Origin of the sequence: Amycolatopsis sp. WGS_07, assembly GCF_045278895.1 — a bacterium.
GTDB lineage: Bacteria > Actinomycetota > Actinomycetes > Mycobacteriales > Pseudonocardiaceae > Amycolatopsis.
Genome location: NZ_CP136053.1, coordinates 6,622,124 through 6,641,987 on the forward strand (window position 1 = coordinate 6,622,124; position 19,864 = coordinate 6,641,987).

The 19,864-nt window shown below is 70.5% G+C and carries 22 protein-coding genes and 3 pseudogenes; 15 read left to right on the top strand and 10 right to left on the bottom strand.

What is annotated here, in order from left to right:
- Positions 1–262 precede the first annotated feature (262 nt).
- Genes RPX00_RS31250 through RPX00_RS31260 form a run of 3 tightly spaced genes read left to right on the top strand, consistent with a single transcriptional unit; the run spans position 263 to position 3,770 of the window.
- Positions 263–784 carry a PadR family transcriptional regulator gene (locus RPX00_RS31250; protein ID WP_406630750.1) on the top strand — a complete coding sequence of 174 codons (522 nt, stop codon included), beginning with the start codon at positions 263–265 and terminating at the stop codon, positions 782–784.
- Positions 784–1,473, top strand: coding sequence for an ABC transporter ATP-binding protein (locus tag RPX00_RS31255; protein ID WP_406630752.1), 690 nt, complete (start codon positions 784–786; stop codon positions 1,471–1,473). The genes RPX00_RS31250 and RPX00_RS31255 overlap by 1 nt, the downstream gene beginning before the upstream one ends.
- Entirely contained in the window at positions 1,470–3,770 is a 2,301-nt protein-coding gene (locus RPX00_RS31260) for an FtsX-like permease family protein (RefSeq protein WP_406630754.1), read from the top strand. Before RPX00_RS31255 ends, RPX00_RS31260 begins: the two co-directional genes overlap by 4 nt.
- A gap of 93 nt (positions 3,771–3,863) precedes the next feature.
- Here the strand turns inward: RPX00_RS31260 and RPX00_RS31265 are convergent, their stop codons facing one another.
- Positions 3,864–4,286: a hypothetical protein gene (locus RPX00_RS31265; RefSeq protein WP_406630756.1), complete on the bottom strand. Its 423-nt coding sequence runs from the start codon at positions 4,284–4,286 to the stop codon at positions 3,864–3,866.
- Positions 4,287–4,490: 204 nt separating this feature from the next.
- Between RPX00_RS31265 and RPX00_RS31270 the strand changes: the two genes are divergently transcribed.
- A complete protein-coding gene (locus tag RPX00_RS31270; protein WP_406630758.1) occupies positions 4,491–5,132 on the top strand; it encodes a TetR/AcrR family transcriptional regulator in 642 nt (213 codons plus the stop codon).
- Positions 5,133–5,178: 46 nt separating this feature from the next.
- Here the strand turns inward: RPX00_RS31270 and RPX00_RS31275 are convergent, their stop codons facing one another.
- Positions 5,179–5,616, bottom strand: coding sequence for a hypothetical protein (locus RPX00_RS31275; protein ID WP_406630760.1), 438 nt, complete (start codon positions 5,614–5,616; stop codon positions 5,179–5,181).
- A 62-nt stretch (positions 5,617–5,678) separates the two neighbouring features.
- A complete protein-coding gene (locus tag RPX00_RS31280) occupies positions 5,679–6,479 on the bottom strand; it encodes an IclR family transcriptional regulator (RefSeq protein ID WP_406630762.1) in 801 nt (266 codons plus the stop codon).
- On the opposite strand from RPX00_RS31280, the pseudogene RPX00_RS31285 reads away from it, so the two are divergent.
- The 6 genes and pseudogenes from RPX00_RS31285 to RPX00_RS31310 form a co-directional block, all read left to right on the top strand.
- A pseudogene (locus RPX00_RS31285) lies at positions 6,478–7,191 on the top strand (mandelate racemase/muconate lactonizing enzyme family protein); the annotation flags it as partial. The gene RPX00_RS31280 and the pseudogene RPX00_RS31285 sit on opposite strands and share 2 nt — an antisense overlap.
- Before the next feature lie 68 nt (positions 7,192–7,259).
- A complete protein-coding gene (locus RPX00_RS31290; RefSeq protein WP_406630764.1) occupies positions 7,260–7,637 on the top strand; it encodes an enolase C-terminal domain-like protein in 378 nt (125 codons plus the stop codon).
- Positions 7,634–8,809: an iron-containing alcohol dehydrogenase family protein gene (locus tag RPX00_RS31295; protein WP_406630766.1), complete on the top strand. Its 1,176-nt coding sequence runs from the start codon at positions 7,634–7,636 to the stop codon at positions 8,807–8,809. Before RPX00_RS31290 ends, RPX00_RS31295 begins: the two co-directional genes overlap by 4 nt.
- A gap of 59 nt (positions 8,810–8,868) precedes the next feature.
- A complete protein-coding gene (locus RPX00_RS31300) occupies positions 8,869–9,270 on the top strand; it encodes a hypothetical protein (protein ID WP_406630767.1) in 402 nt (133 codons plus the stop codon).
- A gap of 29 nt (positions 9,271–9,299) precedes the next feature.
- Positions 9,300–10,262 carry a GlxA family transcriptional regulator gene (locus tag RPX00_RS31305; protein WP_406630769.1) on the top strand — a complete coding sequence of 321 codons (963 nt, stop codon included), beginning with the start codon at positions 9,300–9,302 and terminating at the stop codon, positions 10,260–10,262.
- 88 nt (positions 10,263–10,350) lie between these two features.
- Positions 10,351–10,989, top strand: a complete 639-nt coding sequence (locus RPX00_RS31310; RefSeq protein WP_406630771.1) for an HD domain-containing protein — start codon at positions 10,351–10,353, stop codon at positions 10,987–10,989.
- 10 nt (positions 10,990–10,999) lie between these two features.
- Here RPX00_RS31310 and RPX00_RS31315 read toward each other — a convergent pair.
- Positions 11,000–11,940, bottom strand: a pseudogene (locus tag RPX00_RS31315) (LysR family transcriptional regulator).
- A gap of 104 nt (positions 11,941–12,044) precedes the next feature.
- Between RPX00_RS31315 and RPX00_RS31320 the strand changes: the two are divergent.
- A complete protein-coding gene (locus RPX00_RS31320; protein WP_406630773.1) occupies positions 12,045–12,926 on the top strand; it encodes an NAD(P)H-binding protein in 882 nt (293 codons plus the stop codon).
- Between the two features lie 18 nt (positions 12,927–12,944).
- Entirely contained in the window at positions 12,945–13,298 is a 354-nt protein-coding gene (locus RPX00_RS31325) for a darcynin family protein (RefSeq protein ID WP_406630775.1), read from the top strand.
- A gap of 56 nt (positions 13,299–13,354) precedes the next feature.
- Here RPX00_RS31325 and RPX00_RS31330 read toward each other — a convergent pair whose 3' ends face one another.
- From RPX00_RS31330 to RPX00_RS31355, 6 genes and pseudogenes are all read right to left on the bottom strand, one after another.
- A complete protein-coding gene (locus RPX00_RS31330) occupies positions 13,355–14,497 on the bottom strand; it encodes a hypothetical protein (RefSeq protein ID WP_406630777.1) in 1,143 nt (380 codons plus the stop codon).
- Positions 14,498–14,674: 177 nt separating this feature from the next.
- Positions 14,675–16,465: an APC family permease gene (locus RPX00_RS31335; RefSeq protein ID WP_406630778.1), complete on the bottom strand. Its 1,791-nt coding sequence runs from the start codon at positions 16,463–16,465 to the stop codon at positions 14,675–14,677.
- Positions 16,466–16,540: 75 nt separating this feature from the next.
- Positions 16,541–16,810: a DUF3040 domain-containing protein gene (locus tag RPX00_RS31340; RefSeq protein WP_406630780.1), complete on the bottom strand. Its 270-nt coding sequence runs from the start codon at positions 16,808–16,810 to the stop codon at positions 16,541–16,543.
- Between the two features lie 217 nt (positions 16,811–17,027).
- Positions 17,028–17,111 (bottom strand): annotated as a pseudogene (locus tag RPX00_RS31345) (DUF3618 domain-containing protein); the annotation flags it as partial.
- Complete coding sequence (locus RPX00_RS31350) at positions 17,108–17,518, bottom strand: phage holin family protein (protein WP_406630782.1); 411 nt, start codon at positions 17,516–17,518, stop codon at positions 17,108–17,110. The pseudogene RPX00_RS31345 and the gene RPX00_RS31350, both read right to left, overlap by 4 nt.
- A 54-nt stretch (positions 17,519–17,572) precedes the next feature.
- A complete protein-coding gene (locus RPX00_RS31355; RefSeq protein ID WP_406630784.1) occupies positions 17,573–18,130 on the bottom strand; it encodes a hypothetical protein in 558 nt (185 codons plus the stop codon).
- A 116-nt stretch (positions 18,131–18,246) separates the two neighbouring features.
- Here RPX00_RS31355 and RPX00_RS31360 point away from each other — a divergent pair, with 116 nt between their 5' ends.
- The 3 genes from RPX00_RS31360 to RPX00_RS31370 all read left to right on the top strand — a co-directional run bounded on the left by RPX00_RS31360 (position 18,247) and on the right by RPX00_RS31370 (position 19,856).
- Positions 18,247–18,666, top strand: coding sequence for a CBS domain-containing protein (locus RPX00_RS31360; protein ID WP_406630786.1), 420 nt, complete (start codon positions 18,247–18,249; stop codon positions 18,664–18,666).
- A 117-nt stretch (positions 18,667–18,783) separates the two neighbouring features.
- A complete protein-coding gene (locus tag RPX00_RS31365) occupies positions 18,784–19,641 on the top strand; it encodes an SDR family oxidoreductase (RefSeq protein ID WP_406630788.1) in 858 nt (285 codons plus the stop codon).
- Positions 19,642–19,655: 14 nt separating this feature from the next.
- Positions 19,656–19,856: a hypothetical protein gene (locus RPX00_RS31370; RefSeq protein WP_406630790.1), complete on the top strand. Its 201-nt coding sequence runs from the start codon at positions 19,656–19,658 to the stop codon at positions 19,854–19,856.
- The last annotated feature ends 8 nt before the right edge of the window (positions 19,857–19,864 follow it).

Below are 19,864 nucleotides of genomic sequence, written 5' to 3' on the forward strand. Positions count from 1 at the left end.
CCCTCGGCCTCGGGAGGGTTGATGCCGGTTCTCACTGCCCTCAACCTCCTGGCCTCCGTCCAGCCGCAGGAGCCGTAGCAAGCTTCTTCTGCCTCCTGCTGCCCGCCAGCATGCGGCGATCCCGGCGAGTGTCGACGTTGCCGCTCGCAACCCCCTGACCTGCTGAAACGCACTACTCTATGGTGGTATACACGGCGCGTATACCTCTGCTGTATAGTGATCTTCACCCCCGGGATTCCGGGGTCAAGGGAGGAACAGGGGAATGTCGGTTTCACACACCCTGCTCGCGTTGCTCGAGTCGGGTCCGAGACACGGGTACGACCTGAAACGGGCGTACGACGAGCAGTTCGGGCAAGACCGTCCGCTCGCGTACGGCCAGGTCTACTCGACGCTGTCGCGGTTGCTGCGCAACGGCATGGTCGAGGTGGCTGGCGTCGAGAGCGGCGAGGGGCCGGAACGGAAGCGCTACACGATCACCGACGCCGGGATCACCGACGTCGAGACGTGGCTGAGCACTCCGGAAAGCCCGGAGCCGTATCTGCAGAACACGCTGTACACGAAGGTGGTCCTCGCGCTGCTGTCCGGGCGCGACGCCACCGACGTGCTCGACGTCCAGCGAAGCGAGCACCTCAAGGTGATGCGCTCGCTCACCAAGCGGAAATACGAGGGCGACCTCGCCGATCAGCTGATCTGCGACCACGCGCTCTTCCACCTCGAGGCGGATCTGCGGTGGCTCGAACTCACCGCGGCCCGGCTCGGCGAACTCGAGAAGGCGGTGCGCTGATGACCAGGCCGGGAACTCCGTTGCTCGCGGGCAACGGGCTGCACAAATCGTTCGGGCAGACGCGGGCGCTCGACGGGGCGGCGCTGGCCGTCTCGGCGGGGGAAGTGCTCGCGATCATGGGCTCGTCCGGTTCGGGCAAGTCGACGCTGCTGCACTGTCTCGCCGGGATCGTCCGGCCGGACGCGGGGGCCATCCACTACAACGGCCAGGACCTGGTCGCCATGGACGACAAGGGCCGGAGCGCGCTGCGGCGCACCGAGTTCGGCTTCGTGTTCCAGTTCGGCCAGCTCGTGCCTGAGCTGACCTGCCTGGAAAACGTCGCGCTGCCGCTGCGGCTGACCGGGGCGAAGCGGGGGCCCGCCGAGGCCAAGGCGACCGAATGGCTCGCCCGGCTGGAGGTCGACAACCTGGCGAAGCGCCGCCCGGGCGACGTCTCCGGCGGGCAGGCCCAGCGGGTCGCGGTGGCGCGGGCGCTGGTCACCGGGCCGAAGGTGGTCTTCGCCGACGAGCCGACCGGCGCGCTGGACTCGCTCAACGGCGAGAAGGTCATGCAGATGCTCACCCAGGCGGCGCGGGAAACGCACGCCGCGGTGGTGCTGGTGACCCACGAACCGCGGGTCGCGGCGTACTCCGACCGCGAGATCGTGGTGCGGGACGGGCGCACGGTCGACCGGGAGCTGGTCGCATGATGCGGGATCTGCTGCTGGGACTCCGGCTGGCCGTCGGGGGCGGCCGGATGTCCGGTTCGGCGCTCCTGCGGCTCGCGATGACCGCGTTCGGGATCGCGCTCGCGGTCGCCGTGCTCCTGCCCGCCGCCTCGGTGAGCCACCTGGTGAACGCGCGGGCGGACCGCGCGGCGGCGATCACGCAGGACACCGCGCCGCGCGAGGGGATCGCGCCGCTGGCGACCTACCGCTGGTACCCGTCGGTCGGCGAAGACTTCGTCAAGCTGACCGCGGTCGCGCCGACCGGGCCGAACTCGCCGGTGCCGCCGGGGCTCGACCGGCTGCCCGCGCCGGGCGAGCTGATCGTGTCGCCCGCCTTGGCCGAGAAGCTGGCCTCGAAGGAGGGCGAGTCGTTCAAGGCGCGGCTGCCCGGGCACGTGACCGGCCAGATCGCCGAGCCGGGGGTCAGCGACGCCGCGGACCTGACGGCGTACTTCGGGTCGACGGCCGAGGAGATCAAGGCCGAGGGGGAGAGCGCGAGCAGCGTTTACTCCTACGGCAAGCCCGGCGACGGGTTCACCTTGCCTTTGGTGATGTGGATGGTCGTCGCGCCGATCGCCGCGGTGCTGCTGCTGCCGTTGCTGATCTTCGTGACCACTGCGTCGCGGATGGGCGCGGCGCAACGCGAACGGCGGCTCGCCGCGCTGCGGCTGATCGGGGTGGACGCCCGGCAGATCAAACGCGTCGCGGCGGCGGAATCGCTGGTCGGCGCGGTGATCGGCCTGGTGGCGGGCGGTGCGCTGTTCTACGCGCTGCGGCCGTTCATCGGGGACTGGCTCCCGTTCGGCCTCCGCGTGTTCGCGGACGACTTCACGCCGTCGTGGATTTCGCTGCTGGTGATCGTGCTGCTGGTGCCGGGGCTCGCGGTCGGCTCGGCGCTGTTCGGCCTGCGCCGGACGATCGTCGAACCGCTCGGCGTGGTCCGGCAGGGCAAACCGGTGCGGCGGCGGATGTGGTGGCGCTGGACGATCACCGGGATCGGCGCGGTGTTCCTGCTCGGCACGCTCGTCGTCTCGCCGGGGTCGGGGGACCAGGCCGCGGCGCTGGCGCTCGCGGTGGGCAGCGTGTTCCTGCTGATCGGCGTCGCGGCGCTGCTGCCGTGGCTGGTGGAACGGATCGTGGAGCGGCTGCAGGGCGGCCCGCCGTCGTGGCAGCTCGCGGTGCGCAGGCTGCAGCTCGACAGCGGCACCGCCAGCCGGGTGGTGTCCGGCCTGGTCGTCGTGCTGGCCGGCACGATCCTGATCCAGGGCGTGCTCACGTCGATGACCAACCGCAACAGCACCCGGTCGTTCGAGGCGGCGGCCGGCGCCGCCGCCGCTCCGGTGCGGGTGCAGACGACGAGCCAGCACGAGGCCGAGGTGCGCCAGCGGCTGTCCGGCGTGGCCGGGGTGACCGGGGTGCACAGCTCCAAGTCCCTGCAGCTCAGCGCCGGGGACCGGGAGGTCTACGGCACTGTCGGGGACTGCGTGGCGCTGAAGACGGAGGCGAACATCGGCGACTGCGCCGACGGCGACGTCTTCTACGTGGCGGGTTCGTCCTCCCCGGCGCTCCCGAAGGGCGACTACCACCTGAGCGACTACGTCCGGGGCAAGACGGTCGAGGGTCCGAAGTGGACAGTCCCGGACAACGTCCGGGTAGTGCCCTCGGGCAACACCGCGAAGGCGTCGTCCAGCTACCTGCTGGTCACCCCCGCCGCGCTCGGCGACCTCAAGCCACCGGGCGAGCACACGGTGCTGTACGTGGAAGGCCCCGGCGGCGTGGACGCGCTGATCGACCGGGTCGCGGCCGCGGTGGGCCCGCTGGCGTGGAAGGCCGAAGTCGGCAAGACGGACTACATGTCCGACTACGCCGGCCGCGACGAGCGGATGGTCGCGAGCTTCCGCGCGGTGCTGCTGACCGCGTCGCTGTTCGTGCTCGCGGTCGCCGCGATGAGCCTGCTGATGCTGTCGATCGAGCAGATCAGCGAACGCCGCCGCCCGCTGGCCGCACTGTCCGCGTCCGGCGTCCCGATCGGCGTACTGGCCCGAGGATCCCTGTGGCAGACGGCGGTCCCGGTGGTCGTCGGCGTGGTGCTGGCGGTCGGCGCCGGACTGGGGCTGACCGCCCCGATCCTGCGACTGGCGAAAATGCCGATGATGGTCGACGGCGGGGTACTCGCCGGGCTGGCCGCCGCCGCGGTAGCCGCGGTGCTGCTGGTGACGGCGTTGACGTTGCCGCTGCTGCGCCAGGTGACTCGGCTGGACACGCTTCGCTCGGAGTAAGTCTGGATGGTCGGTGAAGGGCTCCTGGGGGAATTCCCTCGAGGGGCCCTTCACGGCGTGGTGGGGCCGCCTGACTCGCTCCGCCCCGGCGGTTTACCGGAGTGCCGACACCTCGCCGAACTTCGCGAGGTCGTGCGGCTCCAGCAGGATCGACCAGCCCAGCACGTTCCCGGAGTTCGCATCGACGGTGACTGTCAGGACGTTTCCCCTGGGCGCTTTGCTTCCCGGGGGAATCTTGGCGGCGTGCCCGACGAAGTTTCCGGTCATTTGAATCAGGTAGACCGGATCGTTGGTCTTGGGCTGCGTTCCGTCGATGTGCCTGAGCGTATTGCGGTCGGTCTTTACGTATCGAATAGTGGCGGGGCGGTTTTCGTCGTTCGCGGCAGCCAGCCTCTTCGCTGTGCTCAGCAGATCGGCGGAAGCAGGCGGGACGGGATTGCTTTCTGCGGGCATTTCTCCGTCTTGTCTGTGCGGGGTTTGCTGCGACCAGTAGTTCAGCATGGCCTGCCAACGCACTCACGAAGTATGCGCCCGCCATCACCGCGTGCTCAAGTGACCTGTCCTGCGTAATAGGTGGCGGAATCACCGAAATCGCACGGAATTCAGTCCGCGCCGGTGGCGGTTCCCCGCGTCCAGTCGCCGTCCGGCGACGCAGGCCGGGGAGGGATTCGCGGACAGTACGATCGAACCCGGGGGAGAGCCAACCGAGGGAGGTCGGCGGTGCCGACGGGGACCTGGCAGCGGCTGTCCGAGAAACGCCGCTCAGCTGTGCTGGCCGCGGCGGAGGCGGAGTTTGCCGCGCGCGGGTTCAGTGGCGGCAGTCTGAACACGATCTGCCGCGAGGCCGGGGTGTCGAAGGGCAGTCTCTTCCAGTACTTCACCGACAAAGCCGACATGTACGTCCACCTCGCCGAGTTGGCGAGTGCGCGGATCCGTACGGCCATGGAGGCTGAGATAGCGAAGCTTCCGTGGGACGAGGACTTCCCCGGCTCGCTCGATCGGCTGCTCGACGCGTGGGTGCGGTACTTCTACGACCACCCGCTCGAACGCGCGATGACTGCGGCGGCCAATCTGGAACCCGATCCGGTCGCCCGCACTCCGGTTCGCGAGGCGGTGAACCGCCATTACCTGGCGGTGCTGCGGCCGCTGGTCGAGCGCGCGGTGGCGGCCGGGCAGTTGCGGGCGGACGCCGAGGTGGAGATCGTGTTGTCCTTGTTGCTGCTGGTCCTGCCGCATGTGGCGCTGGCCCCGCACGTCGAGGGACTGGACCCGCTTCTCGGTCTGGCGCAAGGCGATGCCGAACACGCGGCGGCGACCGCGCGCCGGTTGGTCGGGGCAGTGCTGGCACCGTATCTCCGCTGAGCCCCCGACGGCGTGGCGGTCGTGAGTGGCTAACTGGCGTAAACGCTCACGAGTGCACCCGCGCGCCCCGCAGGTAAGACGCGAGTCGGATCCTCAGTCCGCGCAGGTCGCGCAAAGCGAGTGGCAGGTGGTACGCCGGGCGGTAACCCACTGTAATCCCGGCGTCCCCGCATGGGCCGGCGAAGTAGACGAAACCGTCGTCGTGGTCGCGGCGGGCGGGGGACCACGGCTGGTCTTGCCAGGCGCGTGCGGCGGCGTGACTGGCGATCCAGTAGTTCGGGGCCTTCATGGTTTCGGCGATCGCGGCAGCGAATCCGGCGGCGTCGGTGTCGCTGACGCCCAGGCCGCGGCCTGGCCACAGGCGGGGCAGCACTCGGTCGGCGGTGTGGTCCTCCAACCAGGGTGCGCAGGCGAAGATCGCGCGGGAGCCGTCGACCGAGACCGACCAGCGTTGCATGGCCGCGGTGGGCGGGATTTCGTACATGGCGACCTCCTGCCGGCCGGTCGGGAAAAATGACGGTTCGGCGAAGCATAAATGAACAAGGGTCACCCCGGTGCGCCGAGTGCGGCGGAGATCCGGTCGGCGACGGTGCGGGTGAAGCGGCCCGCGGCGGGCAGCCGTTCGCCGAGGCGCGATTTCGGCGCGGACACGTTCACGGCGGCGACGATGTCGCCGCGGAAGCCGTACACCGGGGCGGACACGCCGACGAGTCCCGGTTCGAACTCCTCGTCCACGGTCTCGTAGCCGCGTTTCCGGATCCGCGCGAGCTTTGCGGTCAGCTGGCCGAGGGTGAGCGGCGGAGGGTCCACTGTGGAGCCGGGGAGGTCCGGGAGCGGGGGTGCGGCGGCGCCGGCGAAGGTCCGCCACCATTGTTCGACGGTTTCCTCGTCCCATTCGCTCAATAACACCCGTCCGGGTGAGGTGGTGAACGGGTCGACGCCGACGCCTTCCCATCCGAGGCCGCGAAAAGCGTGCGACGCGAGTTCGCTGCGGAGGGTGAACACCTGACCCGCGCGCAGGACGCACAAATGGGTCGTTTCGTTCAGCCGGGCCACGATCGTGCGCAGGAACGGCGCGGCGAGGTGGGCGAGATGTGTTTCGGTGGCGTGCGTGGCCAAGGCGAACAGCCGCCAGCCCGGCCGGTACGCGCGGGTGTGCTCGTCGCGCGACACCAGGCCCGCGTCGGCGAGGGTCGCGAGGGCGCGGGAGACCTGCGCCTTGTCCCGGCCGGACAGTTCGGCGACGCGGGACACGCCCAGCCCGTCGCGCGCTTCCGGCAGGGCGAGGACTTCGAGCAGGTCGACGTCGCGGACGAGACCCGAACCGTAGGTGCGCTGGGTCGCCATGTTGAGGACTGTGCAACAACGATTGGGCACCAGTCAATCGGCGGTTACCGTCCGGGGAGTGAAGATCGCCGACATCCAGCTGCTGCCCGGGACGCTGCCGCTCGATCCGCCGTTCGACGCCGCGTGGGATCCGGTGCCGCGCACGCGGTTCGACGCGACGGTGGTCAAGGTCGTGACCGACGAGGGCGTGGTCGGCTACGGCTCCGGCGACACGATGGCCGGGTTCGAGCCGTACGCGGAGCTGTTCCTCGGCCAGGACCCGATGGCGATCAGCCGGCACGTGCGGGCGCTGGAGACCATCGCGTTCCACGCCGGGCGGTACTGGCCGCTGGAGATCGCGCTGTGGGACGTCATCGGGAAAGTGCTCGGCGTTCCGGTCGCGACGTTGTTCGGCGGTGCGGCTCGCGAGATCCCGGCGTACGCGTCGACTGGCCGGATCCTGCCCGCCGGACAGCGCGCGGAGGTGCTGGCCGAGATCCGGGGCCGGGGCTTCCAGGCGGCGAAAATCCGGCTCGCCGCGGACGATTTCGCCGGGAGCATCGCCACGATGCGGGCGGTCCGGGAGGCGGTCGGCCCGGAGATGACGCTGATGGCCGACCTGAACCAGGCGTGGCGGATGCCCGGCGACGTGCGCCCCTCGCTCGACCCGGCGGCGGTCCGCCGGTTCGCGGAGGCGCTGCGCGAACTGGACGTGTTCTGGCTCGAGGAACCCCTGCCGCTGGACGACCGGCCCGGCCTGCGCGCGGTGCGGGCGGCCGGGGTCCGCGTCGCCGGGGAGAGATGGTCCGGACCTTCAGCGAGCTGCTGGACCTGGTGGAATCCGACGCCCTCGACGTCTACCAGCCGGACGTCGCGCTCGCCGCCGGGATGCTGCGCGCCCGCACCCTCGCCGAACTGGTGCTGGCGCGCAACCGGCTCTTCACGCCGCACACCTGGTCGAACGGCCTCGGCCTGCTCGCGAACCTGCACGTCACCGCGGGCGTCGGCGGCGGGCCGTACCTCGAATTCCCTTACGACCCGCCGGTGTGGACGCCGCGGCGGCGCGACTTCCTGCTGGCCGCCCCGCTCGACATCGACGCGGACGGCCTGTTGCACGTGCCGTCCGCGCCGGGGCTGGGTGTCGGCATCGACGAGGAACGGTTCGGGAGGAAGCCATGACGGACAACCAGATCCCAGCCATGGAGATCGGCCCTTACCCGGCCGCCACGTTCGCCGACGGCGCCATCGAACAGCTGCCGCGCTTGGTACAGAACATTGGCGCGCGAAACGTCGTGCTGGTCAGCGATCGCGGCCTCGTCGCGACCCCACTGCCGGAACAGGCGATGCGGCTGGTGCGGCAAGAAGGCCTGACGGTCGAGGTTTTCGCCGAGGTGCAGCCGAACCCGACCACCGACGACGTCGACGCTGGCGGTGCCTTCGTGCGCGAAATCGGTGCGCAGGCAGTGATTTCGCTCGGCGGAGGGTCTGCTTTGGACGCTGCGAAGGGGATCGCGCTCGCCGCCGTCAACGACCGTCCGGCGGCCGAACTGAGCTGGAGCACCGAAGCGGCTGCGGATCTCGTGCCCGCGTTGCCGATCGTCGCGATCCCGACCACCTCCGGCACCGGTTCGGAGTGCAACGACCTCGGCGTCATCACCGATCCGGCGCAGCAGCGCAAGTGTTACCTCGGCGGCCCGACTTGCCTTGCCCGGTACGCACTTCTCGACCCGGCCCTCACCCTGAGCCTGCCGCCGCGCGCGACGGCGGCCGCCGGAATCGACTGCCTGACCCACGCCGTGGAGTCGTTCCTGTCCGCCCGGCCGAATCCCTGGGCGGATGGTCTGGACCTGCAAGCCGTGCGGCTGGTCGCGGCGAATCTGCGCCGCGCCGTTTCCGTCGGCGGGGATTTGGCGGCGCGGGCCAATCTGATGGTGGCCGCGCACACGGCGGGCCTGGCGATGCGGACCACCGGACTCGGGGTGGTGCACGGGATCGGGCACGCGCTCGGCGGCCGGTTCGACCTTCCGCACGGTCAGGCGCTGGCTTTGGTGCTCGGCGAGTGCCTGCGGTTCAACCGCGCGGTCCGGGAGGAACGCTTGGCGCGCTTGGCCGAACCGCTGGGCGTCGCCGATGCCCGGAAATCGGCCGCGCACAATGCGGACGCGGCGATCGCGGCGGTGGAACGCCTGGTCGCGGAGGTGGAGCTGGCCGGCCGGTTACGGGACTTCGGGATCGGCGAAGGGGATCTGCCGGAGCTGGCGGCGGACACGCTCGCCGACGGGGTGCTGGCGAACACGCCTCGGGAGGTCTCGGCGGCAGACGTAACGGGGATTCTCCGCGCGGCCTGGTAGCGGGGCGCACGTTGCCCGCCGAGCGGGTCGCTGAGATCTGCGCGCGGATAATCTAGGTCGTGGCCACCCTTCGCTTCGAATTCCGTCCACCCGGTGAACTCGCCGCGGTGCCGTTCGTCGACGACGTCGCGCTCACCGAGCTGATCGACCGGTTCGAACTCGCCGCGGGCATGTCCCCGGCCGGGGATGCCTACGGCGGCTTGAGTCTCCGCGCTTTCGAGGGGACGCCGACCGAGCACTTCCACGGCCAGGCGGACGGCGCGACGCCGCTGCTCGGCTGTTCGTGCGGGGATTGGGGTTGCTGGCCGCTGCTGGCGCGCATCACGGTGACCGGCGACGAGGTCGTCTGGGATGCGTTCGCGCAGCCGCATCGCCCGAAGCGGGACTACCGCGGGTTCGGGCCGTTCCGGTTCGCCCGCGCCCAGTACGACGCCGCGGTGCTCCGGCTGGACTCCGCCTGACCCTATGCTGCTCCCCGGAGGTCGGGATCATGGGCGCGAGCGTGGTTTTCGTCGTGTTCGACGGCGTGAAGATGCTCGACGTGACCGGGCCCGCCGAGGTGTTCGCCGAGGCGAACCTGTCCGGGGCCGGGTATTCGATCGGCTACCGGTCGCCGTCCGGGGCTCCGGCGGCGACGTCGGTCGGGATCCGGCTGCCGGTGGACGGACCGGTCGCCGAAACGCCGGACCCGGACCTCGTCGTGGTGTGCGGCGGGGACACGCTGGTGGAGCACGGCGTGCCGGCCGACCTGACCGGCGCGATCCGGGAGATCGCGCCGCGCGCCCGCCGGCTGGTATCGATCTGCACCGGTTCCTTCGCGCTGGCTGCCGCGGGCGTGCTGTCCGGACGGCGGGCCACCACGCACTGGCGGCACGCGGCCCGGCTGGCCAGGGCGTACCCGGACGTCCAGGTGCTGCCCGACGCGCTTTTCGTGCGGGACGGCGAAATCTTCACCTCCGCCGGAGTGTCGGCGGGCATCGATCTGGCGCTCGCGCTGGTCGAAGACGACCACGGTCCCGATCTCGCGCGCACCGTCGCCCGCGGTCTCGTGATGTTCATGCAGCGGCCAGGCGGCCAGTCGCAATTCTCCGCGCCGCTGCGGGTCCCGCGGCCGAACACGCCGACGTTGCGGGAGGTGCTCGACCTGGTTTCGGCGCAGCCCGCGCTCGACCACAGTGCGAGCACGCTGGCGTCGCGGGCCGGAGTCAGCGCACGGCATCTCGCGCGGCTGTTCGCGAGCGAACTGGACACGACGCCGGCGAAGTATGTCGAGCAAGTGCGGCTGGACCACGCGAAAGCACTTCTCGACGCGGGCCACGGCGTCGCGGAAACCGCGCGCCGAGCCGGATTCGGCAGCTCCGAGACGATGCGGCGCGTCTTCGTGGCGCGGCTCGGGGCGTCGCCGAGCCAGTACCGCGCACGGTTCGAGACCACGCGGGCGGACGTGTCCTGATCTGTGGGCAGGCGGTCGGTTTTCGCGGTGGGACCGGGAAACTCGCCGGGCGAGACTCGGCTCAGCCCATTTCGCGAGGAGGTTCGTGGTGTCCGAGGTCATCGCCGGGATCGAGATCCCCGAAACAGCACTGGTGCGCCAGGCGACCGCGCTGGTGCGCAGCGCCGCCGACGAAACGCTGTTCCATCATTCGCGGCGAGTGTTCCTGTGGGGCTCGCTGAAAGCCGCCGCGCGCGGGCTGCCGGTGGATCCGGAACTGGCGTACGTCGGCGGGCTGTTCCACGACCTCGGGCTCACCAAGTCCTACGCGACCGCCGACCGCCGCTTCGAACTCGACGGCGCCGAGGCGGCCCGGACGTTCCTCCTCGACCACGGCCGCCCGGAGGAAGACGCCCGGAACGTCTGGCTGGCGATCGCTTTGCACACCACCCCGGAGATTCCGCTGCACCTGGCTCCGGAAGTGGCGGTGGTGACGCTGGGGGTGGAGACCGACGTGCTCGGCCTCGACCTGGCCGAGATCGGCGAGGAGCAGCGCGCGGAAGTGGTCGCGGCGCATCCTCGGGTGGATTTCAAGAACCGCATCCTGCGGGCGTTTCGCGACGGCATGGCCGGGCGTCCGGAGACGACGTTCGGAACGATGAACGACGACGTGCTTGCGTATTTCGATCCGGAGTTCGAGCGGAAGGACTTCGTGGAGATCATCAAGGGCAGTGCCTGGCCGGAATGACAAAGGCCGCTCAGGAACTGCGGCGAAGACTCCGCCGCACCGCGTCGCGCAGCCAGCGATGAGCCCCGTCGGCCGACTGGCGCGGATGCCACGCCATCCCGATCGTCAAGGGCGGCAACGGAACCGGGATGTCGAGCAGCCGCAGGCCGAGCGCGGTCGCGTCGGCGGTGAGCGGCGACGGGAGATCGCCGGGGAGCGCGGCGGGGACCAGACAGACAACGTCGCTGCGGGCGGCGAGGGTCATCGCGGCCAGGTGGCTCGGGAGGACGATCGCGACGCGGCGGCGGAGGTCGTGTTCGGCCAGCGCGGTGTCGAGGGGGCCGGTGAAGCGGCCGCGGCGGCTGACCGCGACGTGGTCGGCGGAGGCGAGCCGGGCCGGGGTCAGCGGTTCTTCGGCGAGGGGTGCCCGGGCCGGACGCCCGCCATCATGCGCAGGGTGAACAGTTTTTCGACCTGTGTTTCGGGGTCGACGTGGTCGATCGAACCGACTTCCAGGTCCAGCCGGCCGTCGCGCAGCGCTGAACCGGCTTCCAGTTCCTCGGCTCGGACGCGCAGCGAGATTCCGGGGGCCTCGTCGCGGGTGAGCCGCAGCAGGCCGACAGCCAAAGCCGCGCCGACGAGATCGGCGGCCTGGATGGTGAAGGTGCTGCGCAGGGCCGCGGGGTCGACCACCGTGCCGGGGCTGAGCAGCGCGCCCAGGCTTTGCACCACCGCGGCGGCCTCGTCGCGCAGGGCCTGGGCGCGTGGAGTCGGCACCATGGCCTGCCCCGCCCGGACCAGCAGCGGGTCTTGCAGGATGCGGCGCAACCGGGCGAGGGTGCGGCTCATCGCGGCCGGGGAGGTGTGCAGGCGCGCGGCGGCGCGGGTGACGCTCTGCTCGGTCAGCAGGGCGTCGAGCGCGACCGCGAGGTTGGCGTCGATCGCCGGGTTCAGGCTGTTCACCAGGGTCATTCCACTTCAGGCAATGATTGCGTGCTGAAGTTCCCATTGTGGCAGCACCGGAGCGCTCAGCAGGATCGAGGACGTATCCAGTCGGTCCTATCCACGAGGTTTTCATGATCGTCATCACCGCCCCCACGGGCAACATCGGCAGCGGCTTGCTGGCTCGGCTGCTGGACTCCGGCGAGGACCTGCGGGTGATCGTCCGCGATCCGGCCAGGCTGCCGGACGCGGTGCGCGAGCGCGTCGAGGTCGTCGTCGGTTCACACGGCGACGCCGAGGTGGTCGACCGCGCCTTCGAGGGTGCGGACGCCGTTTTCTGGCTCGTCCCACCGGATTCGACGCGTACCCCGGCGGAGGGCTGGAGCGGCTTCACCCGTCCGGCCGCGAAAGCCCTTGCCGCGCACGGGGTCGGGCACGTCGTCGGCGTTTCCGCACTCGGCCGCGGCACCGCGGTCGCCGATCGCGCCGGGCTGGTCACCGCCTCTCTCGCGATGGACGAACTCATCGCGGAAACCGGCGTCGCGTACCGGGCGCTGGCCAATCCGTCGTTCTTCGAGAATCTGCTGGAGGAGGTCGACTCGATCCGGGAGAAAGGCGTCTACACCGACGTCCTGGAGCCAGACCGCAAGGCCCCGCTCGTCGCCGTCGCGGACATCGCCGCGGTCGCCGCGCGCCTGCTGCTGGACCGGACCTGGACCGGCTTCGCCGACGTCCCGGTGCTCGGGCCGGAGGACCTGTCTCCCAACGACTTGGCCCGCATCATGACCGAGCAGCTGGGCATTCCGGTCCGTTACGAACGCGAGTCGCTGGACGATCTGCGCAGCACGCTCCTCGGCTACGGCCTCAACGAAGCGTTCGTCCACGGCATCGCGGACATGAAGCACGCCAAGGACAACGGCCTCGACGCGGGCGTCACGCGCACGGTGGACACGGCGTCTCCCACCACTTTCGAACAGTGGTGCGCCGAAATCCTCAAGCCTGCCTTCGAATCCTGACCCGGAAGGAACACACCAATGTCTGAAACACCGGTGACCGCGTTCCTGCTGGTGAAGACCACGCCGGAATGGCTCGCGCTGACTCCCCATGAGCGCGCGGACGCCTTCGCCACCCAGGTCGTCCCGGCGATCGAGGCGAAAACCACCGGCGTCCGGTCGCGGTTCTACGACACCGAGTTCTACTCCGCGCGCGTCACCGACGTCTGGGTGTGGGAGGCCGACGACCACCGTGCCTACCAGCTCCTGATCGACGCGCTGCGGGAAACTCCGTTCTGGGACCGATATTTCGAGGTCGTCGACCTGCTCGTCGGCGTCGAGAACGGGTACGCCCGCACGTATGGCCTGGACCCGTTGGCCACCATCGCCACCTGACGCGCGAACGGGCCCCGTCTCCCGGAAGCGGAAGACGGGGCCCGTTCAGGCCGGGATCAGTGCGCCGCGGCCAGTGCGGCCGGCTTCGGCTGCATCAGCTTCGGGTACACCTTCTGGAACTGCTCGATCATCTTCGCGGACGGGACGATCCGGTTCGGGTTGTTCTGGCTCACGGCCTGCTTCTCGCCCCAGGCACCGGCGGCCTTGCGCTGGTCGGGGGTGCCGTGGCTGTGCTGGCAGTCGCCGATGGAGGCGTCCAGGTACGTCACTTCCTGCTGCGTGCGCGCGTTCCACGCCTCGCCCTTGGCGTGGGCGCCGAAGTAGCCGCCGTACGCGTCCGGGCCCATTTCGCTGGACTCGTTCTCCGGGTAGTTCTTGTGCGCGAAGTCGACCTGGTGGCCGTACTCGTGGCCGACGACCGCTTCCACCGAGACATCGTCGAAGCCGAGGTGGTTGACCACGTCGAGCAGGCCGTCGCCGAGCATGATGCGCTTGCCGCCGAGGCTTTCGGCCGGGGCGGAGAACGCGTTCAGGGTCAGCAGCGGGTGACGGCCGCCCTGCAGGCCCGGGACCTCGTAGAGCACCTTGACCGCGAGCGCGCCCGCCTCGGCGGCCCGCTTCGGGTCGAGGCCGAGCTTGAACGTCTGCGTCACGCGCTCCTGGCTGCCGAGGTCGGTGCCCTTCCAGGCGACCAGCTGGATGTTCCAGCTCTCGATGTCCCAGAACCCGCGCAGCTTGTCGATCGTCGAGCCGGCGCGCGGCGTGTACTGGCCGTCGGTGCCGAAGACCTGCGGCGTCTTGTCGGAGGCGATGGCCTGGGTGTAGAGCTGGCCGATCCCGCTCAGCGCGCTGAGCGCCTTGCCCTCGGTCGGGGTCAGCTTCGCGGCGAGGCCGTTCGCGTAGGTGAGCAGCGCGCCCGGGGTGCAGCCCGGGATCGGGCCCTGCGCGGCGTGGGCCTGCTGGCCCGGCCGCTTCACCGGCGAGTCGAACAGCGGGTCGACGCCGCGCAGCGCGTTCGCGGGCAGCCCGTTGTAGAGGTCTTGGACGTCCTGGTACAGCTGCGCGATGTCCTGGTCGACCGACGTCGGCTCGGCCGCTCGCGGCGCGGCGGCGGCGGGGACGGCCGTGGCGACCGCCAGCGCCGCGAGGGTGCCCGCCGCGGCGAGCGTTCTGCCGAGAATCCTGGTCCGTTTTCGCATGGGCCCCTCATTCCGGTTTCAAGATCACGAAGTACCGCAACCCTAAGACGATCTTGAGGCCGGAAACCGGGGCGCGAAAAAGTACCCCGGAATGGCTCAGCACTTTCGGCGGGTTTTCGCCCTGCGGACATCGGCCGAAAGTACTATCGGGCAACCGGGCGTCCGGGGCGGAAAGCGCTAACCGCCGACCCGGAACCGCATCCGGCAGACGACCGCGTCCGAGCGCCGGCGCAGCGCCCTCGCCAGCACCGCGCCGCGCCGGTTCTGCAGGATCCGCTGCCAGAAGTGCTCCGGTTCGACCTCGGCGACCAGGACGAAGACGTGGCATCCGGCGTGCCGGCGGAGGTGTTCGACGATCGGCTCGCCGAGGCGGCGGTGCTCGTCGTGCAGCTGGACCAGCGTGACGTCCGGATGCCAGCGTTCCCACGCTTGGACGAACTCACGCGCCGTGGCTTCTTCCTCGGGATGCGTCACGTGGACCGCTTCCACGTGGTCGCCGAGGGACAGCGCCGCGGCGAGCGCGTCGCGGGTCAGCCGGGAGACCGTGTGCACCGGGACGACCACCAGCGACCGGTTGGGCCGCGGCGGGGCCGGGGTGCGGCCGAGTTCGAGGCGGTCGCCGATGTGCCGGTAATTGCGGTGGACCCATTCCATCAGCAGCACGAGCAGCGGCAGCGCGACGACGATCAGCCAGCCGCCTTCGCCGAATTTCGTCGCGGTGACCACGATCGCGGCGAGTCCGGTGAGCAGGGCGCCGAAACCGTTGAGCGCGGCTTTTCCCCGCCAGCCGCGCGGACGGGCGGTGAACCAATGCCGCACCATTCCGATCTGCGACAGCGTGAAACCGACAAACACCCCGATCGCGAACAATGGCACCAGCGTGTTCATGTCGCCATTCGCGAGAATCAGCAGCAGGGCCGAGGCGACGGCGAGGAAACCGACGCCGTAGCGGTACACCTGGCGTTCGGCGCGCAGCGCGAAAACGTGCGGCAGGTTGTTGTGCTTCGCAAGCAGCTGGGCCAGCACCGGAAGCCCGCCGAAGGACGTGTTGGCGGCCAGCGCCAGCAGGACCACGGTGGAGAATTGCACCAGGTAGTACCCGAAACCGTTCCCGAGCGACGCGGCGGTCACCTGCGACAGCACGGTCACGCCGTCGACCGGGTGGATCGAGAACTTCCCGATCAGCACGGCGATCCCGAGCAGCATCACCGCGAGCAGCCCGCCGAGCGCGACCTCCGCCCGCTGCGCCCGGCGCACGCGCGGCTTGCGGAACGACGGGACGGCGTTGGCGATCGCCTCGACCCCGGTCAGCGCCGCGCAGCCGTTCGCGAAAGCCTTGAGCAGCAACAGGATTCCGACCGTCTGGAGGTTCTCGACGTGCCCAGCCGCGACCGTGGCGGCCGGCGCGCCGCGGAAGAGCCCGACCACGACGACGGTGAGGATCGACCCGACGAACACCGCGGTCGGCACGATGAACGCCCGCGCGCTTTCGGCGATGCCGCGCAGGTTGATGCCGGTGATCAGCGCGAGGACGCCGAGGCAGAGCCACAGCTTGTAGGGGAGCAGGGCGGGGAACGCCGAGGTCAGCGCGGCGACCCCGGCGGCGACCGACACCGCGACGTTCAGGACGTAATCGACGATCAGCGAGGCGGCCGCGACGAGCGAGGCGCGCCGGCCGAGGTGGGTGCGGCTGACGCCGTAGGCCCCGCCGCCGTCCGGAAACGCGGCGATGACCTGCCGGTACGACAGCGTCAGCACGGCGAGCAGCACGGCGATCGCGAGCGTGACGGGCAGCGTGAAGCCGAGCCCGGTTCCTCCGGCGACGGCCAGGACGAGCACGATCGCCTCGGGCCCGTAGGCGACCGACGCCATCGCGTCGAGGGAGAGAGCGGCGAGGCCGCCGACGACGGAAAGCCGGTGCCGATCGGCGGTGCGCGGCGTTTCCGGGCGGGACAAAGTTGCGGTCACCCAGTCAGGGTGGGGCCGGGACCGCGGTTCGAGGGCGGGCGTTGACGGTTTCCTGACAGTGATCTAGCGAACGATCTAGCGACCGCCGGACTTCCAGTGCCGCACCGCGAACGGCCCGCCCAGGAAGACGGCGAGCGTGACGACCCCCGCCACGATCATGCCCGGCCGCGAGTCGAACACGCCGGTGGCGGCCAGCACCACGCCGGTGATCGTCGCCAGCACCTCGAACGCGGACCGGCGCCGTCGGCCGGATCCGCGGTCCAGCTTGGCGCTGAGCCGCGGATCCGTGGTGCACAACTCTCGTTCGATTTCGTTCAGCGCGCGCTGTTCCCGGTCGGTCAGCATGCGCCGCCCTGCTTCCGGCGGCGAGCGAGGAACCGGACGGCGAGCACCCCGCCGAGCACCGTCGCGAACAGCGGGAGCGGGTTGCTCCGGACCGCCTCGGCACCCGACCGGAACTTCTGCGCGGCCGGGGCCGAGACCTTTTCTCCACCTGTCCGGCCGCCCGGTCGATCGTGTCGTCGACCTTGTCCGCGGCCCGCGTCCGGACGTCCAGCTTGTGTCCCAGCGCGTCCAGCGTTTCGGCCAGCTCCTCGCGGGTGACGTCCCGGTCCGCCTTGGCTTCCTCGACCTTGCGTTCGGTCATGACCGCACCTGCTTCATCGTCTCGACGTCTTCACGCACCCTCTCGACGGATTCCTCCGGCACCGGCGGGGCCGCGCGGCTGGCTTCCTTGCCGCCGACCAGCGCGGCCAGGCCCGCCACCAGCAGCAACGCCCCTCCGACGACCAGCGCGGCCAGCCAGCCGGGCAGCACGAGCGCGAGGCCGAGCACGGCCGCGGCGACCAGGGCCGCCCCGCCGAACAGCGCCAGCACGCCGGCGAATCCGACGAGCCCGGCGCCGAACCCGAAGCGCTTCCCCTTCGTCTGGAGTTCGGCCATGGCCAGCCGGAATTCGTCCTGGAGCAGGCGTTTGATGGCGGTGGTCAGATCGGCCGCGAGGTCCGCGGTGGACTTCTCGTGCGCGGGCGTCCGGTTCATTTCCTCCAGCACGGTTTGCCTCCCTTCGTCCTCCGGGCTTACCCGGCTTGGGTGCGGCGAAACGGGTCAGCGGGATTCCCAGGCGGCGAGCGTTTCGCGGAGCGCGTCGACGACCCGGCCGTGGCCGAGCGGCAGCGGGCTCGGCACCTGGTCGTCGAGGTCGTCGGAGCTGTGGGCGAGCACTTCGACCTCGACGCCGGTGTCGCGCAGGGCGGCGATCTCGGCGTCGTGCCGGGCCAGCCAGGCTTCGTCGGCGGCGGTGGCGTCGCCGGGGCTGACCACGCCTTCGGCGGCCGGGTCGACGAGAAGGACGGAGCGCAGCGCGTCCGGATGTTCGGCGGCGAGCCGCAGGGCATCGGCGGCGAGCGGGCCGCTCGTGACGAGATCGCTTCGCTGAGGCGTGGCAAGGGCTTCGGCGGTTTCGCGCCACGCGCCCTCGACCGGGGTCCGGTACCAGAGGATCTCGTGGTCCTCGGCGAGCGGACGCCAGGTGGCGGGCAGGCCCTCGTGTTTGGCCGCGCCCGCCGGGTCGAGCACGATCAGCCGGTGCGCGCCGGACCGGCCCGCGGCGACGAGCGGCGGGCCTTCCGCGCGGACGGGGTCGGACGGGAACGGTTCTGGCATGTCGGCTCCTTCCTCGAGCATCCGGATACCCGTGGCCCCGCAAGGGAAACCGCGCGGCAGGCGTAAAGGCCCGCGACGCCGGGTAGCCGGGGAGCGAACGGAGGAAGGAGGTTCTCATGACCACAGCCCGCGATTTGATGACGCCGAACGCCGTCTGCGTGCGTGCGTCGGACACGGTGAACGACGCCGCGCAGACGATGGCGCGCGAGCAGCTGGGCTCGCTGCCGGTGTGCGGCGAGGACAACCGGCTCAAGGGAATGCTGACCGACCGGGACATCGTGGTGAAGGTGCTCGCCGAAGGCAAGGATCCGCGCGCGGTGCACGCCGGCGAGCTGGCGCAAGGCGAAGCGGTGACGATCGGCGCGGACGACGACGTGTCCGAGATCCTGCAAACCATGTCGCAGCACCGGGTGCGCCGGCTGCCGGTGATCGACGGCCACGACCTGATCGGCGTCGTCGCGCAGGCGGACGTCGCCCGCGCGATGCCGAATCCGGACACCGGGGTGCTGGTCGAGGCGCTGTCCCACGACTACTGACCGGCGCGGAGGTTTGCTGATCGCCGGCCGGGGTAACCGCTGGTGCGAGGAGAGGCCGCGCGACCGTCGCAGGGGGACGGTTGCGCGGCCGTATCAGGCCTTTCGGGGAGGACACGCATGGCTGACCGGATCCGCCCGCCGCAGCGGCAGGAACCGCCGGGCTCGACCGAGGACATGGACCCGCGTCCGCGTGATTCGATGGACGGTTACGAGGGCCGCGGCCTGCTCGCCGGACAGCGGGCGCTGATCACCGGCGGCGACTCCGGGATCGGCCGCGCGGTCGCGATCGCCTTCGCGAAAGAAGGCGCGGACGTCGCGATCTCCTACGTGAAGGAGGACGAGGACGCCGAGTACACCGCCGACCGGGTGCGCGCCGAGGGCCGGGAATGCCTGCTGCTCCCCGGCGATCTGGCCGAGGCCGCGCATTGCCGGGAGATCGTCGAGCACACTCTGTCCGAATTGGACGGACTCGACATCCTGGTGAACAACGCGGCGACCCAGTGGCCGGTCGACCGTCCCGAGGACCTGACCGAAGAGCAGTGGCTACACACCTTCGACGTGAACCTGCACAGCTACTTCCGCGTGACCGCGGCCGCGCTGCCGCATCTGGGCGACGGTGACGTGATCATCAACACCGGCTCGGTGAACGGCTTGCGCGGCAACAAATCCCTGATCGACTACTCGGCGACGAAGGGCGCGATCCACGCCTGGACCTACGCGATGGCGCAGGCATTGGCCGACCGGGGGATCCGGGTCAACTGCGTCGCGCCGGGTCCGGTGTGGACGCCGCTGATCCCGTCGACGTTCCCGCCGGAGAAGGTGGAGAAGTTCGGCCTGCAGGTGCCGTTGCAGCGTGCGGCGCATCCGGACGATCTCGCGCCGTCGTATGTGTTTCTTGCGTCGAATCGGATGTCGTCTTACTACAGCGGTGAGGTGTTGGCGGCACTCGGCGGGGAGACGGTTCCCGGCGGCTAGCCGCGGTTCGGTCCGTGAAGGACTCCTTGAGGGAATCTAATTCCCTCAAGGAGTCCTTCACGGAGTTCGTGGAGCTGGGTGCGGAAGCTGAATCCGTCGGCGAGCACGGCCGTCCGCTGGTCGGCTTCGCGTACCCGGGGCAGCAGGACGCGTTCCGCGCAGGCGCGGCTGACCTCCAGGTCACCGCGCTCGACGTCGATTCCGGCTGCTTGTAACAGATTCC

Coding starts and splice junctions, on each gene's coding strand:
- RPX00_RS31250 (WP_406630750.1), top strand. CDS start 263: ATGTCGGTTTCACACACCCTGCTCGCGTTGCTCGAGTCGGGTCCGAGA.
- RPX00_RS31255 (WP_406630752.1), top strand. CDS start 784: ATGACCAGGCCGGGAACTCCGTTGCTCGCGGGCAACGGGCTGCACAAA.
- RPX00_RS31260 (WP_406630754.1), top strand. CDS start 1,470: ATGATGCGGGATCTGCTGCTGGGACTCCGGCTGGCCGTCGGGGGCGGC.
- RPX00_RS31275 (WP_406630760.1), bottom strand. CDS start 5,616: ATGTACGAAATCCCGCCCACCGCGGCCATGCAACGCTGGTCGGTCTCG.
- RPX00_RS31280 (WP_406630762.1), bottom strand. CDS start 6,479: ATGGCGACCCAGCGCACCTACGGTTCGGGTCTCGTCCGCGACGTCGAC.
- RPX00_RS31290 (WP_406630764.1), top strand. CDS start 7,260: ATGGTCCGGACCTTCAGCGAGCTGCTGGACCTGGTGGAATCCGACGCC.
- RPX00_RS31295 (WP_406630766.1), top strand. CDS start 7,634: ATGACGGACAACCAGATCCCAGCCATGGAGATCGGCCCTTACCCGGCC.
- RPX00_RS31305 (WP_406630769.1), top strand. CDS start 9,300: ATGGGCGCGAGCGTGGTTTTCGTCGTGTTCGACGGCGTGAAGATGCTC.
- RPX00_RS31320 (WP_406630773.1), top strand. CDS start 12,045: ATGATCGTCATCACCGCCCCCACGGGCAACATCGGCAGCGGCTTGCTG.
- RPX00_RS31325 (WP_406630775.1), top strand. CDS start 12,945: ATGTCTGAAACACCGGTGACCGCGTTCCTGCTGGTGAAGACCACGCCG.
- RPX00_RS31330 (WP_406630777.1), bottom strand. CDS start 14,497: ATGCGAAAACGGACCAGGATTCTCGGCAGAACGCTCGCCGCGGCGGGC.
- RPX00_RS31340 (WP_406630780.1), bottom strand. CDS start 16,810: ATGCTGACCGACCGGGAACAGCGCGCGCTGAACGAAATCGAACGAGAG.
- RPX00_RS31355 (WP_406630784.1), bottom strand. CDS start 18,130: ATGCCAGAACCGTTCCCGTCCGACCCCGTCCGCGCGGAAGGCCCGCCG.
- RPX00_RS31360 (WP_406630786.1), top strand. CDS start 18,247: ATGACCACAGCCCGCGATTTGATGACGCCGAACGCCGTCTGCGTGCGT.
- RPX00_RS31365 (WP_406630788.1), top strand. CDS start 18,784: ATGGCTGACCGGATCCGCCCGCCGCAGCGGCAGGAACCGCCGGGCTCG.